Genomic DNA, 14986 nt, shown 5'->3' with positions numbered 1-14986 from the left:
TAAGATATTATTGGGATAATATTTTGTTGTTCTGATCGCGAAGTGCAATCACTCCTCATTGTAACACAGGAGTGCTATGATTTCAATTTCCCACTTTTACTTGAAACGACCAAAACGGAGACGCAACGTGCGGCTCCGTTTTTTTATGCCCATATAAGCTGCCCCCAAGCTGGGCTTATCCATACATGATTTTCAACACGTCTCGCTCTTTTGTCCCAAAAATGATTGCGATCCCGGACCATTTTCCCCGCCATCCGTTACCATGTAGTGCTCCTCTTTCATATCGAACGTTTTGGGATTGAAAAGTTGATCCCACTCCATCCACATCATGAACCCTCCTGCATGCTTTGGTCCTTTACAGAATGGACAGAAGCGGTTTTTTTACAGATACCTCCGACTGCCGATCGGGGAGGAGACTCAATTTGATCTTTCCCCTGTACAGCTTGTTTTGTCCGCCTTCTATGTACCCTGCCAGCGTAATCCCTTTGTCTTCCCCGGCAGGAGTAGAGCTGTCGCCGCTCGGAGGCAATTGACTCTCGCCGGCATAGTGAAAAGAAATGCTGCTCTCCCCAGTCTTGTCTCTGATGTCGATGACAGCTTGAAAGGATGTCCCCGGCTCCAGCTTGGGAACGCTGATCACCCCGTCAAAAAAGCGAAGCTCTGCTCCCTCCACCACGCCTCCACTCTTGTTTTGGATTGTCAGCTCGATGTGATTCTGGAAACCGAAAACCCATTGGTACAGTACGATTGCCAAAAACCCTGCCAAAACGATCCAGAGCGACATTCGGATGAGCCTCATGTGTGCTTCTCCTCTGTTCTGCTCGCATTTTCGCAAGTAACGCCCGCAGCCTCCAGCAGCACCTTCCCCATCCGTGCCGCTTCTATCAGGCAAAGCTCGAATTCAACCTCTCCCGATACATGTGAAACTAGCTGAATAATGTCGGGACAATCGTGGTTGCAGATTAAAAACTGCTCCCATTTTGCCTCGGAGCGCGGTACCTTTTGCGCGTGAAATCCGCTTTTGAAGCCGCCTAACGTCATCCTTATCTCCTCGCGATTCTGCTAATTTTGAATCAGGTCAATCGCATTTCGCCCCTCGTCTAACAGGTTTGAAAAAATGCCGCCATTCGCCACCGGAGTTCTCCTGCTGTTCCTAGCCGAAAAACAAGTCGAGAACATCCCGGGGAAGCGACGCATCCTTGCGGTAAAACTCGCTGTAGCCGCAGCCGTTGCAGCTCACCACATCGAAGCGCTGGTACTGCATATTCAGCACCCGTGACAGCGTCCCTCCCGTCGCGGACATTTCCGTGACCGTTGCGGATGTACCCCCGCATTTGGGGCAGCCGGATTGCCTGTCGTCCTTGTTGTAGTGGCTATTCCCCGTTTTCCGGGTACAACTGCATTGAAGATTATGGTCGAGCCATTCATTGCAAATGTGACATTGCTGCCGCATCGGACTTTCTCCTCCCGTCTTTCCTCTATGTGATTGACGTTTCAAAAAGCAAACCGTTTCTTCTGTCCAAAGACATTTCCGTCTGCACACCCCTCACCGGCAGGAATACATTGTCAAGGTAAACGCCTAATGGAGGAATGCGCATGTTTCCCATGTACCCCTATTACTCCTTCCGTACCGAATGCGAGACCAAGCCGATTGCATTTCCGCCTCAGCACCAGGAGCGTCAGCCTGGTCTGGAGTATTTGATGGTTCCCTTGCCGATAGCCGAAAACCCGGGCTACATCGGATCAGGCAAACTGCAGGACAAGGTAGCCGTCATTACCGGAGGAGACAGCGGTATCGGACGGGCCGTTGCCATCGCCTTTGCCAAAGAGGGTGCGGATGTTGTCATTGCCTATCTTTACGAGCACGAGGATGCGGCCGAAACAAAACGGCGTGTCGAGGAGCTTGGCAGACGTTGTCTGTCCATCGCGGGAGACCTGCGTCACCCGGGGACTTCCCGTGATGTCATCGGCCAGACCATCGAAACATTCGGTCGGCTTGACATCCTTGTCAATAACTGCGCTGTTCAGTATCCGCAAAATAGCATTCTCGACATCTCCGACGAGCAATTGGACAACACGTTCCGCACCAATCTTTTCTCTTTCTTTTACATGACGAAGGCAGCCCTGCCTTGCATGAAGCGTGGAAGTGCGATCATCAATACGACCTCGGTCACTGCCTATGAAGGTCAAAAGGAGCTGATCGATTACTCCTCGACCAAAGGTGCGATCGTGTCGTTTACCCGCTCCCTCTCGTTGTCATTGGTCAGTGAAGGCATCCGGGTAAACGCCGTTGCCCCCGGTCCGATCTGGACACCGCTGATTCCCTCCAGCTTTTCGGCAGAACAAGTCATGTCCTTTGGCCTGGACACTCCGATGAAACGGGCCGGCCAGCCGTTTGAACTGGCGCCGGCTTACGTCTATCTTGCTTCCGACGATTCCAGCTACGTCAGCGGCCAAGTCCTCCACGTAAACGGAGGGACGATCACTTCATCGTAAGAGAAAAAGTCTTTTGCTCCCACCGCTTTTTCGAACCTGCCCGAATCGAAGGATAAACGGGCAGGTTTTTATGTTTGACGATAGTGAATAAGCTGAAAAGAAAGAAAGTGACACGATACATTTCCAAGTTTGCCAAGCTATGCTATTTTAATTTAGTTGATTTTTATCTGTTATATATAAAATTCGTTCTCAAAAGGGGAAATCATGCATGTCAGACACCATGAAAAACCGCAGAGGATTTTCGGTCCGCTCAAAGCTGATTCTATCCTTCGCCCTCCTTCTCATCATACCAAGCCTGGCTATCGGCGGATTTTCCTTTCAAAGCGCCAAGCAAAACATGGAGCAGGAGGTTCTCCGCGGTGCCCAAAAGGACGTGGAGCTGCTCAGTCTCCTCATCCACGATACCATCTCCCCCAAAATAAGTGATGTGGATTATTTCTCTGCGAACATCAACAAGCAGGATTTTGCGGGAGACGACAGTCCTCTGGTCAGAAGCCGGTTGGATCAGTACCACAGCCTCCATCCTGAATTAGTGAGCGTCTATGTGGGAACGGACAGCGGCTCCATGATTCAGTCCCCCCGCAAAAAACTGCCGGACGGCTACGATCCGCGCACAAGACCTTGGTATCAGCAAGCAATGGCCCAAAAAGGAAAAGCGGTGATCACCGCTCCCTACATCGCTGCTACTACGGGCGATATGGTTGTGACGATTACACAAAGTCTGCGGGACGGCTCAGGTGTGGTGGCCGTTGATCTGGATCTCGACAATTTGAAAAAGCTCACCTCCGAGATTCGCATCGGAGATGAAGGCTATGCGACTCTAATCGATCAAACGGGGAAATACATCGTCCATCCGACGGAAAAAAGCGGTTCGGAAGCGGACAATTCCTGGGTCACAGCGCTGCAAAAGCAAGCGACAGGATTCTTCAGTACAACTATCGAAGGACAAGCTGCAGACATCTTGTTTGCAACCAATTCTCTTACAGGCTGGAAGATCGCAGGAATTATGTATACCCATGAGATCGAGCAAGCAGTTCAGCCGATCTGGTACCGTACCCTGCTCGTCATGGCCCTCTCGATCGCGCTGGGAGCCATCCTCGTCTATGCGATTATCCGATCGATCACGATTCCTTTGAACAAGATGATGCAGGTCGCCGAAAAAATCAGCCAGGGGGACCTGACGGAGAATGTACACATTCAGACTCGGGATGAATTCGGCCGGCTCGGACAGACGATCCAACATATGCAGGATACTCTGCGCGAGCTTTTGCAGGAGGTAGCGAGCAGCTCCGAACAAGTAGCCGCGGCGGCGGAGCAACTGACGGCAAGTGCCGGTCAGACGAGCGGTGCGACGGAGCAAATTTCCCTGACCATGCAGGATGTCGCATCCGGGGTAGACAAGCAGGCGCAAAGCGTTGAACAGGCGTCCGCCACCATTGCCCGTTTGTCAGAGCGCGTTCATCTGGTCTCAGAGAACACGGAGCGGGTCTCTTCGCTTACTGCAGAAGCTTCGGAGCAGGCTTGCAGCGGGGAAGCGGTTATCCAGGATGCGGAGCAGAAGATGAATGACATTCATTCTGCCGTTCGCAATTTGGCAGACGTCATCCAAGGGCTCGGCGATCGCTCCCAGGAGATCGGTAGCATTCTCGATGTCATCACCGGAATTGCCGAGCAGACCAACCTGCTGGCTCTCAACGCCGCCATTGAAGCCGCGCGGGCAGGAGAACAAGGACGAGGTTTTGCTGTCGTGGCAGATGAAGTACGGAAGCTGGCAGAGCAGTCGGCCCAATCAGCCACCCAAATCTCCCGCTTGATCGCCGCCGTCATGGATGAGACGAGTCAAGCTCTGCAGTCCATGGCCCAAACAACGTCAGGTGTAGAAGAAGGGCTAGCCGCTGTCAGCAAGGCGGGGCGTTCCTTTGCCCACATCGAACAATCCGTCCAGACCGTAGATCAAAGCATGCAGGAAGTAACCGGCGCCATGCAGCAAATAGCCGACGCGGCCGAGCAATTGGTGTCTGCCATGAAAACGATCACCAGCTCGGCGGAAATAGCCGCTTCCCGTACGCAAGAAGCCTCGGCTGCTTCCGAAGAGCAGCTCGCTTCGATCGAGGAGATTGCCTCCTCCGCTACGTCCTTGTCTCAGATGGCAGACCGTCTGCAGACTCTCGTCGGTCGGTTCAAGCTGTAGCGAAACACAACAAACTCATGCATACCAATAAAAGAAAGGGATATCTCCACTGGTGGGGATGTCCCTTTTTTCTCAAACGCTTACGGCTTAGCCGAAATCCACGGACTGATGAGCCAATTCAATTGCGTTAAGCTTACCTTTTTCGACAATCAATCGTTCCTGGCTCGATTACTCTTGCGGTTCCCCTTGAATCACATAGTCAGCTCCTGCTCCACGGAGCAGGGCGGAGACACCATCAGGATGGTAAGGCAGCAAACGATCCGCCTCAGCCAGATCCACCCATTTGACTTCCAAAATCTCAGAATCGTAAGGAATCGTCTCAGGGCGCTGAAGAATTTCGCCGCGAAACGTAATAAAGTGGACGTGCTCATCTCCGATATACGCTTCATTGACGGCAACGATTCTGGACACGTTCACCTCGTAACCGGTCTCTTCCCGCGCTTCACGGATGGCGGCTTCCCGCAAAGTCTCCCCTGCCTCTACTGCTCCTCCCGGCAGACTCCAGCTTCCTCGTTTATTGAAGACCAAGAGCACCTGATTTTTTTGTTCGTCAAATAACAGCGTATATGCGACATCTACTCTCTTCAATGATTAGCCCTCCGGTATATGATAGAAATGTTGGCTTTCGGTCTTTGGCATGGTCCTGGCGAGGCTTTTTTGATTAGCCGCTTCATGTGCTACTCCTGGAACTTGGCCGGCTTTTCCACATAGCTTTCCAGAATGTATCCGCAGCTCGTACAAATGATATGGATCACAGCAGAATTGGTAGAAAAGATTTTGTTCATGGGGGCTATGGAGGCATACCCGCTTTGCTTTCCCTTTCCCCATTCCGTTGCATAGCATTTGGGGCATGGTGTGGCCGTCGTTTCCATCTCAATCATCCTCCTTTTTATGTTGGGGCGACCTTCACTGGAAATGGTTTACACGAGATAAGCATAGCATAGATTGGGTCGGCCCTGCCCCTTTCTCGAACAATAATCGGATTTTCGCTAACTTTCCCCAAAAAGCACAGGCAATCTATTATAATAGAAGAAATGGAAAAAGGAGGGTATATTCTTTGAAAAAGGGAATCATCTTTCTTCTTTTACTAGTCTTGGCGTTCTCGATTCTTCCGGCTTCATTTGCCCATCCGGGCAGAACGGATGCGAATGGAGGCCACACCTGTCGAACCAACTGTGAAAAGTGGGGACTCCGATACGGAGAGTATCATTACCACAATAGCGGAGGGTCGAGCTCAAGCTCATCTGGCAAGAGCAGCCCACCATCTCCAAAGTCGACCCCGAAGCCTGCTCCGCAACAGTCATCAGCACCTGCCCCTGTCATCATACCAATCATCGCCGTCAAATCAGCAATGGTTTACATTCAACCTGTTCAGCATGATGATTATATGATCGGTCAGGTAGAGTACGGAACTATAGCCCAGGATCATGGGACGGTTGAAGGATGGATTACTTATCATTTTGCCGACGGACGCATCGGTTACATTCCGAAAACCGTCATCACCCAGTACGAATCGATTCAGCCGAAGAATGTTACCGTGCAAGTGGACAAGGCTTACGTCTTTGCCATTCCTTCTGCCTCTGGAAGCGCCAACGGGTCGCTGACGAAAAACACTACGGTGCAGGCGTTGGGGAAAAGCGGGGAATGGTATTATATTTCGACAACGGATAGTCAAGGAAACGCGATAAAAGGATTTCTCTCCGGTACCGTAGCTTGGTAACGCGCTAGAGCGTCCTGCTTGGGACACCTTGATAAGCCGCGGACACAAACCCGCGTTTTCCCCGGCTCAACAGGTGTCCCATCCCCCTTTGCATCCTCTGCTTTCCTTGCTCTCACAAAATTTGCTCTTTTCCCTTTTTCAATTGGCTCCTTGGGCCGTGATCAGCCGTCTTCCTTCCATATTGCTGCAAATGTAAAAGGAGGGACAGCCCTACAGCTCCCCCTAAGTCCGATGCTTTACAACGCTTTACACTTACGAACACTCAATCCTTATACGGATCAAACTCATCCGCACCCGCCATGCAAACACCGATGGGCTTCAATACATGCAAAACCTCTACCGTCTCCTCATGGGCCCGCAGTACCTCGGACAGCTTTTTGTATACGAACGGACTCTCATCCGTTCCCGCTCCGCGAAGCTCCACGCCAAACTCGCTGATCGCCCGCTTCATCTGCTCCACGGTAATTTTGCCGCCGCTGCGCTTGCGCGTTTTCCAATTCATCCTGCCGGCCGCCTCGGTACGGCTCATGATTCTACCTGCTCCGTGCACTGTGCTGTAAAAGGCCTCCTTGTTTTCCTGTGTATCCTTTCCTTTCACGATGACGGACAAATCACCCATGCTGCCCCCGATAAAGCCAAGCTGACCCGGCGCTGATGGCGTCGCCCCTTTTCTGACGACCACGTACTCTTTGCCGTCATGCATTTCCTTCCAGGCGAAATTGTGATGGTTATGAACCTCGAAAGTTGTTTCCGCACCGAGAATGCCTAAAACCTGATCGATCACATAGTCACGGCCTGCATACGCGTATTTGCCCGCAAGCGTCATCGCCTTGAAATACATCTCGCCCAGCTCGCTGTCCAAATCGAGCAGCGTCGGCGGCTGATCCATGCTCTCGCCCGGTGCCTTGTCCGAAAACTTTCGCCCATTCGCCAGATTCAAAAATCCGCTGGCTGTCTTGTGTCCAAACCCGCGACTGCCGAAATGGTTGGCGATCCACACCATTCCCGTCGCTTCCTCCACGAACAGATCGACGAAATGGTTCCCGCTTCCCACGGTACCGAGCTGGCTTTTGGCCAAAGCCTTCAGGGAGTCGTGCTCGTGTTTGCCGATCTGCTTGTACACGTACCAATCTTCCTCTTCGAATAGATCGTGATCGACCTTCTCGTTGTTGACCCGCCCGATTCCAAAGGAAATGGTTTTGGCGATCTCATCCATGATTTGCGGGATTTTCGTCTTGATTTCCTCATAGCGGAGGTCGGTACGGACGGCCTTGTTTCCGCAGGCGATGTCGTACCCGACGCCGGAAGGAGAGATTTGTCCGTCGTAGACGACAACGCCTCCGACAGGCTGCGAGTACCCTTTGTGGTGGTCCGCCATGAGCAATACTTGGACGACATTGCCGTATTTGGAGCAGGTCACGGCCTGCGATACCGCATTTTCAAGTGGGGTCCCCCACACTCTTACATTGTCAATGGTTTGGTACATGATTTCGTTTTTCTCCTTTTTTCTTTACTTATCATTTATGAATTGTCTGTTTTGGGATAGTATCCAGTATTATACAACAGTTTCTTTTCTTTTTCTTGGTGGCAAAGTCTGGGCTTGTTCTCTTTACTGACAATCCCTGTCAGTGAAGCCCCGTTATAATCATAACTAAGACTGCTAGGAACAGACCGATAATCGAATCATCCAGATAAGGAGATTTATGCTATGAACGATAGATTCCAACCGATTTTCGAACCTTTTGTTCTTCCTTGCGGCGTAGAGCTGAAGAACCGGATCAGCATGGCACCGATGACCATTTCCGCCGCCAACGCGGATGGATCCGTTTCCGACGATGATTTGAGCTACTACAGCCGCCGTTCTCGCGGAGTCGGCATGGTGATCACTGCATCCACGACTGTCAGCGCTCAAGGCGGGTTCCCCGGTTCAGCAGCAGCCGATCGCGATGAAATGATTCCCGGACTAGCCCGGCTTGCTTCCACGATCAAGGAGCACGGCGCCAAAGCCATTCTGCAAATTGTCCACGGTGGCCGGCAGTGCCCTGCCTCCAATGGCGATGTCGTCAGCGCAAGCGCTGTCCCCATGGAAAAAGAAGGGGCCGTAGTCCCGCGCGAATTGCGCGAGGAAGAGATTGTCGAGATCATCCGCACCTTCGGAGAAGCGACGAGACGGGCGATCGAGGCAGGATTTGACGGAGTGGAAATCCACGGGGCGAACGGCTTTCTGATTCAACAGTTCTTTTCGCCGCATTCCAACAGGCGCAAGGACCGCTGGGGCGGAACGCTGGAAAAGCGAATGGCGTTTCCGCTGGCGGTCGTAGACGAAGTCCATCGGGTCGTCCGCCAGTACGCCAAAGAGCCTTTCATCATCGGATACCGGCTCTCCCCCGAGGAAGCGGAAACATCCGGTATTACAATGGCGGACACATTGCCCTTTGCCGAGGCTCTGGCTGCAAAGCCGCTCGATTACCTGCACATTTCTCTCAACGATTTCTGGTCAGTCCCAAGGCGCGGGATCGACGATGACCGTCCGCGCATCCAGATCATCCATGAGCGTGTCGGCCATCTGGTTCCCGTCATGGGTGTAGGTGCCATTCGCACCGCACAGGATGCCGTTCGTGCTTTGCAAACAGGAATACCGCTGATTGCACTGGGCCGAGAACTGATCATGGAGCCGGACTGGATCGAAAAAATCGCCGATGGACGAGAAGACGAGATCAAGACGACGATTGCCAAGGATGATCAGGCCAGGTTGGCCATACCTGATTCCCTCTGGAGAATGATCGCCGGTGTACCCGGTTGGTTTCCGGTGGAATGAGCGGCGTTCGCATTTTTCCGCAATACCATTACAAGGGATCAGAGGCCAATCTCTGATCCCTCCGCTTTTTCAAACACATACAGGCGTCCATTGGCGATTGTCCGCAGCGCCGGACCTCTAAAGCCTCTGTTCACCAGCTCTTTTCGCATGAACAGCATGAAAGCTGCGTGACCGACGATCAGCACATCTTCCCCGCCCTTTAAGAGAATATCGTCCAAAAGCGTTGAAATCCGCGCTTGCACAGCTTTTTTTCCCTCAAGCTGGGACGGATGATTCAACAGCCACGCCACGCGGAGTATGAAAGCCCAGCACCAGAAGGGCATTTTGGCTTCCCCGCGAAAAACCGGGTAGATCGGTATCTCTCTCAATGCTGCCGTCCGGATATTCTCCCCGTCGTAGATGGTCTCGGCCGTTTTGACTGCTCGCGGCAGATCGCTGGCGTAGCATCTCGTCCAGGCAATCCCTCCCAAGTCTACTTCCCCCGTCTTGACATCGGCCTCGTCGTATTCCGCAAACCATTGCATCACTTCCTTCTGGCTCAGCAACGCCATTCCCGGATTATCTTTTTTCACTTTAAAATGCCTTACCAATCCAATCTTCACTGCTCGTCTCCCCTCCAAAACCCAAAAACGGAGGGAGATGAGCCTCTGCCCCCGCATCTATCCAATTTTTGGTATACTCAACTATGTACAACTGTTACGACGCTTCGCGTTATATCCGATCAAAAACGCAACCCATGGAAGGGTGAATTCTGTGAGCAATAAAATCATTCTCGCTGGCGGCTCCGGCTTTTTGGGGAACGCGTTCGCTTCCTTTCTATCAGAAAAAGGCTATGAAGCTGTCATCCTCTCACGCAGCGCCGCCGGAAACAATCCGCATGCCAGGTACGTTGCCTGGGACGGGGCTGCGGTCGGCGAATGGGCGGCCGAGCTCGAGGGCAGCCGAGCTGTTGTCAATTTTGCCGGAAAAAGCGTCAATTGTATCTACACCAAGAAAAATAAAGCGGAAATTATCCAGTCCAGACTTTCCTCTGTCAAAGCACTGACAGATGCGATACTGGCATGCAAAAATCCGCCTCCCGTATTTGTCCAGGCGGGCTCCCTTGCGATTTTTGGAGATACCCGCCAGCTTTGCGACGAAGAAGCTCCACACGGGGAAGGCTTTTCCGTGGAGGTTTGCAAACGGTGGGAGGAGGCCTTCTTTGCGGTGGAGCTTCCAAAAACGAGAAAAGTTTTGCTGCGGATCGGCTTCGCCTTGGGGAAAAACGGGGGCGCCCTGGAGCCGCTCATGAACCTCGTAACATACAACCTCGGCGGCACCGTCGGCTCGGGCGACCAATACATTAGCTGGCTGCACGTCGATGATCTGAACGAGATGATTTTCGCCGCGATCCAAAACGAACAGCTGCAGGGAACCTACAACGCAACCGGCCCCACCCCTGTGACCAACCGCGAATTCATGCAGACATTGCGGAAGGTCATGAACAAGGGATGGGCTCCTCCTGCTCCGGCCCCATTGGTATGGCTCGGTGCCTACCTGGTCATGAGAACAGAGCCCAGCCTTGCCTTGACCGGGAGGAATTGCGTCCCCAAAAAGCTGCTCGATGCGGGATTTTCATTCAGGTTTACCGATTTGGAAGAGGCATTGCGGGATATTATCGAGACGAACGAACATGGCGCTTTCTCCTTTTTCCGCTGATCGTGCGGCACGAGACGCTATCGTTTGCCCCCTGTCCATGCAGCAGGCGAGTCAGTATTTTGAAGAGAGAGAGCTGCTATTTTTGCGGAAAACAAGCTGCTATTTTTTGATGCATTCAAATCACCATTTTTGCAGCTTCCGCCTGGTTGCATCGGATTTACGGTTCCTGCTGGACATGCAGCAAATTTCCGATGGAGAACCTGTCGTATGTCTTTGCGTTGTCCTTTGATGTCCAGCTTACAACCGCATATGACGTTTCAAACATGCGCCGAATCGCCTCCTCATCCAATCCTCTCGCATCGAAGATGACGGATTGTTCCGAGATCGCAAAAGGCTCCGAGCCAACATTGTTTTGTTCAAATGAACTCGTGGAAATCACCCGCGACTGGTCGAACTGTTTGATTACTGTCGACAGATACGGAAGCTCGATCTTTCTGTCCGTTGCACTTTTCGAGTCATCGATCCGTACGCTGACCTCAAGTTTTCTGAGGTCTTTTTTGTTGGCTTCCGGGACAGATGCCGCATCCTGCTCTTCTTTCGATAAATGGCTTACTGTTACTTTTATCGTTGCTTTCGGATTCTCTTTGCCCAGGCCGAAAACAAACATGACCATGACAGCAGCGACGCCGAGCAAGAAAATGACTGTTTTTCTGATACGCTTCACTTCCCTGTCAAAGATTCTTCTTCCGATAGTATTCTTCACAGGTTCTCCGGCTTCCCTGATCAAAAATTGAGAGAGCGGCTCGCATAAGTTAGAAGATATAAACATAGAATGATAGCAGCAGGTTTCCTTTAAGGATATAGCACCCGACATGCGTTCTTCTTGGCACGCCCTGCTCCTGTTATTCACTGTTCCTGACAAACATCGCTTTTATAAATCTAGCTAGAACAGGATGCTTTGCTACCTTTTAAGCGGACAAACGATAGACACAAAAAGTATACATACGAAGCAGATGCTCCCAAAAGATAGAACTTGAAAGAAAATGGCACAAATCTTCCCGTCACTATCAGAAACAGAATCCCTGTAGCGGCTACACCTGCGATTACATAAAGCAGGCTTTCTATGAAAAAACGCTTGACAGGCTTCGTATTGCCGATAGGCTTCAACAACCAGTCAATCGCAATAGCCATGGGAATTCCCAGGAAAAGTACCGTTGGGAAAGTAAACATCGCCAGCGGCAACACCATGAACCGATCTTGAAAATAGAAAAGTGCGGCTCCAAAAACAAACAGAAAGCTGGCCGGAATGCTTGCGATAAAATGCTGCGCCATATGTGTGCCTCCGTGATCAAGAAATGGCTTTTTTCCTTGCTCCTAGCATTTCACCAATCCTTCAAGCAGCATGTGGTCCGATCTCCCCATACAGCGCCGCAACGTGTGCCGGGAGAGGCACACGTCTGAAAATGGCAAAAAGCTTCAAAGGAACCTCAAAAGGGTGGTCAGGAGTTGAATTGATTATAACAAAAGGTGGAAATAGAGTTAACTTTCGCAAAGAAAAAACCTCACCGAGAAGTGAGGTCGAAAAACGGATTCTCTTCTTTAAAAACTCGCTTTGTTCAATGGAAAAAAACCTATTTCCAGACCCGGCCAAGCTTTAGACACTCCTGAAAATATCCGCAAACAGACACCGGGCTCATGATCATCTGGTAGCAAAGCACAAATGCAACAAAGCCCCAGCGGTTCCGTCTGATCTTCAGATCCAGAGTGCGAAAGACGTATTTCTGGTAGCGGTACAAAATCATATTTTGCAAAAGCGCCAACGGCAGGACGAGGAGGGTAATCGGTCCGACAATCCAGTAGTGCCCAAAGAAGGCCGCGACCAAGCCGGGAAGCCAGCAAAACGTGTACACGAAATCGAGATAGGGCATGAGCAGGTTGTAGCCGGTCAAGAACCGGGCAAACATAATCGGCTGCTGCCACGGCTTTATCACTTTCAACGCCTCGATCATTCCTCTGGCCCAACGGCTGCGCTGTCTGAAAAAGTGCTTGAAGGTGGTGGGAACATCGGTAAAAGCCACGGCCAGCGGTTCAAAGAAGACTCTTTGGTTGGTGCCAAGCAAACGCCAGGTCAACACAATATCTTCTCCGATCGCATCCGGCCACCCGCCGATATTTCGGATCGCATCCGTTTCGTAGAGGGAAAAGGCCCCCTGTGCTACAAGCGTCCCTTGGTATAAACCTTGTAATCTTTTGATGCTGGCAATACCCAAAAAGTAATCCCATTCCTGGATTTTTGAAAGGAAATTGTCGCGGCTGTTGCGAACGAGCACCGCTCCGGCCACAGCACTGACATCTGCGGGCGCAGACAGCATGCGGGCAACGATATAGCGGATCGCTTGGGGATGCAGAAGCGTATCGGCGTCTAGTGTCACGACATACCGGGTCATCACCAAAGGAAGGGCCCGGTTCAGCGCGTGATGCTTTCCGGCTCTGGTCTCTTCAACAACCAGAATGTCCAAGCCGAGCTGCTTGCCGAGCTCTTTCGCTACTTCAGCCGTTCGGTCGATGGAGCCGTTGTCTACTACGATGACGTCTATCTTGCCCTCGTGGTCTTGTTTGGCGATCTGGTTGAGCGTTTCTCCGATCCCTTTTTCCTCGTTCCGGCAGGCGATCACAATCGTAATGTCTTCTTTCGGAGCGAGCGTCTTGAAGGTCGGTTGACGATCCACAAGCAGACTGGCAATCATAAATGCATTCATATATCCCGGTATGTAAGAGATACCCGCAATCACGGCAATGGCGACGAACGAAGGTATGTACTGCTCCAGATCATGGACCCATGGCAAAGACAGGACAATTGAAAGGGTCATCCAGGAAACGGCAATCAATTGACTGATCCAAAATTTCATCTTTACCGAAATATATCTGGAGGAGGCCGCACGATTTAATGGTTGTTTGGGGCAATTCATGTTGGACTGCAAAGCTAGGACCCCCTGCCACGGAAACCCCACAGGCTCCCGTGATGTTTGACTAAGATTGTGAAAGGCAGCACACATAACCAGCATACCTCATGGCATTGCAAGGGCTACATGATAGCCTTTTGGAAATGCAACCAAAGAATAGCAACCACGTTGGCTGCTGTGGCCAAAGTGTCCGGAAGCAAAAAAGCCGCCTCAGGGCGGAGGCGAATGCTGGCGTCTTTCATAATCGATTGGATACCGATTCACAAAACTCAATGAAACATTCTATCACGATCTGTCGTACTATGAAAGAATATAACTTTTACAAGCAAATCCATTGATCATCAGAAGGAGGTTATCCATTGTGAGTTTGCCGTCACAATTGGTTGTCATCCGCGGATTTCCTTTTGACGGGGGATCAACCTTTCGGCTTCTGCAATCCAGCACCTTATTGGGAAGAAAAGATGGGTCATGGGAACCGGATATCGCATTTGACAACGTCTACGTCTCTCGAAAACAGGCATCGATTTCCTTTGAAAACGATCACTACTATATTATGGATTTGGACAGCAAGCATGGAACAGAAGTCAATGGGCAGCGGCTGATGCCCTTTGTGCCGACGATTCTCGCAGCCTCCGACAGCATTTCATTTGCAAGGGGGATGGTTGCTCTTGTTTTTTCTCCGGTAAATCTGGAAGAGACATTGGACTTTAAACCCTTGTTCCTGCAAGGCAGTACCCCTCTGGAGGAGGACCCTGTGAGACAGATCATTTGGATTCATGGCCGCAGCTTTCACTTTTCCGAAAAGGAATACAGATGTCTGGAGCTTTTGTTGCGCAAGGAACGGCAATTTGTCGGCAAAGACGAAATCATTCGCTATGTATGGCCGGAGCGGCCGGCAGACCCGTTGCTTCCCTCCGTCAGCTCGGAGGAAATCAATTCTCTTCTCTACCGAATCCGCAAAAAAACGAATCACGCCGTCACTATTGAAAATATCAGAGGCAAAGGTTACATATTGAAGCTGTTGCCGCCACAACAGACAGAATCGCAGGCGCCAGCCCATTCCCGCTGCTAAATAGCTGCTGCTTGACATCATCAAAGGACCGGTGCACTTCACCGGTCCTTGCTTGTTGACGTTCGAGTCTTTCCCTTGCCCGACAATT

The 14986-nt window shown here is 51.3% G+C and carries 17 protein-coding genes; 6 read left to right on the top strand and 11 right to left on the bottom strand.

Going from position 1 to position 14986, the window contains the following annotated elements:
• Positions 1-192 precede the first annotated feature (192 nt).
• The 4 genes from NST96_RS08335 to NST96_RS08320 form a co-directional block, all read right to left on the bottom strand.
• Positions 193-330 (bottom strand): hypothetical protein, encoded by a 138-nt coding sequence (locus tag NST96_RS08335; RefSeq protein ID WP_311067673.1) that lies wholly within the window; start codon positions 328-330, stop codon positions 193-195.
• 25 nt (positions 331-355) lie between these two features.
• Complete coding sequence (locus NST96_RS08330) at positions 356-799, bottom strand: hypothetical protein (protein ID WP_342406013.1); 444 nt, start codon at positions 797-799, stop codon at positions 356-358.
• Positions 796-1041, bottom strand: a complete 246-nt coding sequence (locus tag NST96_RS08325; RefSeq protein WP_003387871.1) for a hypothetical protein — start codon at positions 1039-1041, stop codon at positions 796-798. Before NST96_RS08325 ends, NST96_RS08330 begins: the two co-directional genes overlap by 4 nt.
• A gap of 112 nt (positions 1042-1153) precedes the next feature.
• Positions 1154-1453: a zinc ribbon domain-containing protein gene (locus tag NST96_RS08320; RefSeq protein ID WP_003387872.1), complete on the bottom strand. Its 300-nt coding sequence runs from the start codon at positions 1451-1453 to the stop codon at positions 1154-1156.
• A gap of 143 nt (positions 1454-1596) precedes the next feature.
• Here NST96_RS08320 and NST96_RS08315 point away from each other — a divergent pair, with 143 nt between their 5' ends.
• Together NST96_RS08315 and NST96_RS08310 are read left to right on the top strand one after the other, a co-directional pair.
• The gene (locus NST96_RS08315) at positions 1597-2496 is read left to right on the top strand and encodes an SDR family oxidoreductase (RefSeq protein WP_003387873.1); all 900 of its coding nucleotides are present in this window, start codon (positions 1597-1599) and stop codon (positions 2494-2496) included.
• Positions 2497-2704: 208 nt separating this feature from the next.
• Complete coding sequence (locus tag NST96_RS08310; RefSeq protein ID WP_039071109.1) at positions 2705-4687, top strand: methyl-accepting chemotaxis protein; 1983 nt, start codon at positions 2705-2707, stop codon at positions 4685-4687.
• 168 nt (positions 4688-4855) lie between these two features.
• Here the strand turns inward: NST96_RS08310 and NST96_RS08305 are convergent, their stop codons facing one another.
• Positions 4856-5275, bottom strand: coding sequence for an NUDIX hydrolase (locus NST96_RS08305; RefSeq protein ID WP_003387875.1), 420 nt, complete (start codon positions 5273-5275; stop codon positions 4856-4858).
• 89 nt (positions 5276-5364) lie between these two features.
• On the bottom strand, positions 5365-5559 hold the full coding sequence (locus NST96_RS08300; RefSeq protein ID WP_003387876.1) for a hypothetical protein: 195 nt from the start codon (positions 5557-5559) through the stop codon (positions 5365-5367).
• A gap of 185 nt (positions 5560-5744) precedes the next feature.
• On the opposite strand from NST96_RS08300, the gene NST96_RS08295 reads away from it, so the two are divergent.
• Entirely contained in the window at positions 5745-6407 is a 663-nt protein-coding gene (locus NST96_RS08295) for a YHYH domain-containing protein (RefSeq protein WP_024984427.1), read from the top strand.
• Between the two features lie 262 nt (positions 6408-6669).
• Here NST96_RS08295 and NST96_RS08290 read toward each other — a convergent pair whose 3' ends face one another.
• A complete protein-coding gene (locus NST96_RS08290; protein WP_327926891.1) occupies positions 6670-7893 on the bottom strand; it encodes an RtcB family protein in 1224 nt (407 codons plus the stop codon).
• 222 nt (positions 7894-8115) lie between these two features.
• On the opposite strand from NST96_RS08290, the gene NST96_RS08285 reads away from it, so the two are divergent.
• Positions 8116-9225 carry an NADH-dependent flavin oxidoreductase gene (locus tag NST96_RS08285; protein WP_039071107.1) on the top strand — a complete coding sequence of 370 codons (1110 nt, stop codon included), beginning with the start codon at positions 8116-8118 and terminating at the stop codon, positions 9223-9225.
• A 38-nt stretch (positions 9226-9263) separates the two neighbouring features.
• On the opposite strand, the gene NST96_RS08280 is transcribed toward NST96_RS08285, so the two are convergent.
• On the bottom strand, positions 9264-9827 hold the full coding sequence (locus NST96_RS08280) for a histidine phosphatase family protein (protein ID WP_342406006.1): 564 nt from the start codon (positions 9825-9827) through the stop codon (positions 9264-9266).
• Positions 9828-9978: 151 nt separating this feature from the next.
• On the opposite strand from NST96_RS08280, the gene NST96_RS08275 reads away from it, so the two are divergent.
• The gene (locus NST96_RS08275; RefSeq protein ID WP_122958103.1) at positions 9979-10923 is read left to right on the top strand and encodes a TIGR01777 family oxidoreductase; all 945 of its coding nucleotides are present in this window, start codon (positions 9979-9981) and stop codon (positions 10921-10923) included.
• Between the two features lie 157 nt (positions 10924-11080).
• On the opposite strand, the gene NST96_RS08270 is transcribed toward NST96_RS08275, so the two are convergent.
• From NST96_RS08270 to NST96_RS08260, 3 genes are all read right to left on the bottom strand, one after another.
• Positions 11081-11626, bottom strand: a complete 546-nt coding sequence (locus NST96_RS08270) for a hypothetical protein (protein WP_024984432.1) — start codon at positions 11624-11626, stop codon at positions 11081-11083.
• A gap of 176 nt (positions 11627-11802) precedes the next feature.
• On the bottom strand, positions 11803-12195 hold the full coding sequence (locus NST96_RS08265) for a hypothetical protein (protein ID WP_031932279.1): 393 nt from the start codon (positions 12193-12195) through the stop codon (positions 11803-11805).
• A gap of 299 nt (positions 12196-12494) precedes the next feature.
• Positions 12495-13832 carry a glycosyltransferase family 2 protein gene (locus tag NST96_RS08260; protein ID WP_051925471.1) on the bottom strand — a complete coding sequence of 446 codons (1338 nt, stop codon included), beginning with the start codon at positions 13830-13832 and terminating at the stop codon, positions 12495-12497.
• A 355-nt stretch (positions 13833-14187) separates the two neighbouring features.
• Here NST96_RS08260 and NST96_RS08255 point away from each other — a divergent pair, with 355 nt between their 5' ends.
• Positions 14188-14898, top strand: coding sequence for an FHA domain-containing protein (locus NST96_RS08255; RefSeq protein WP_003387887.1), 711 nt, complete (start codon positions 14188-14190; stop codon positions 14896-14898).
• Positions 14899-14986: the final 88 nt, after the last annotated feature.

It is taken from the genome of Brevibacillus sp. FSL K6-2834, assembly GCF_038592925.1.
GTDB lineage: Bacteria > Bacillota > Bacilli > Brevibacillales > Brevibacillaceae > Brevibacillus > Brevibacillus borstelensis.
Note: the sequence above shows the minus strand (reverse complement) of the source record. Positions and strands in the feature narration are given on the sequence as shown.

Coding starts and splice junctions, on each gene's coding strand:
- NST96_RS08290 (WP_327926891.1), bottom strand. CDS start 7,893: ATGTACCAAACCATTGACAATGTAAGAGTGTGGGGGACCCCACTTGAA.
- NST96_RS08285 (WP_039071107.1), top strand. CDS start 8,116: ATGAACGATAGATTCCAACCGATTTTCGAACCTTTTGTTCTTCCTTGC.
- NST96_RS08315 (WP_003387873.1), top strand. CDS start 1,597: ATGTTTCCCATGTACCCCTATTACTCCTTCCGTACCGAATGCGAGACC.
- NST96_RS08265 (WP_031932279.1), bottom strand. CDS start 12,195: ATGGCGCAGCATTTTATCGCAAGCATTCCGGCCAGCTTTCTGTTTGTT.
- NST96_RS08335 (WP_311067673.1), bottom strand. CDS start 330: ATGATGTGGATGGAGTGGGATCAACTTTTCAATCCCAAAACGTTCGAT.
- NST96_RS08320 (WP_003387872.1), bottom strand. CDS start 1,453: ATGCGGCAGCAATGTCACATTTGCAATGAATGGCTCGACCATAATCTT.
- NST96_RS08325 (WP_003387871.1), bottom strand. CDS start 1,041: ATGACGTTAGGCGGCTTCAAAAGCGGATTTCACGCGCAAAAGGTACCG.
- NST96_RS08300 (WP_003387876.1), bottom strand. CDS start 5,559: ATGGAAACGACGGCCACACCATGCCCCAAATGCTATGCAACGGAATGG.
- NST96_RS08330 (WP_342406013.1), bottom strand. CDS start 799: ATGAGGCTCATCCGAATGTCGCTCTGGATCGTTTTGGCAGGGTTTTTG.
- NST96_RS08260 (WP_051925471.1), bottom strand. CDS start 13,832: ATGAATTGCCCCAAACAACCATTAAATCGTGCGGCCTCCTCCAGATAT.
- NST96_RS08310 (WP_039071109.1), top strand. CDS start 2,705: ATGTCAGACACCATGAAAAACCGCAGAGGATTTTCGGTCCGCTCAAAG.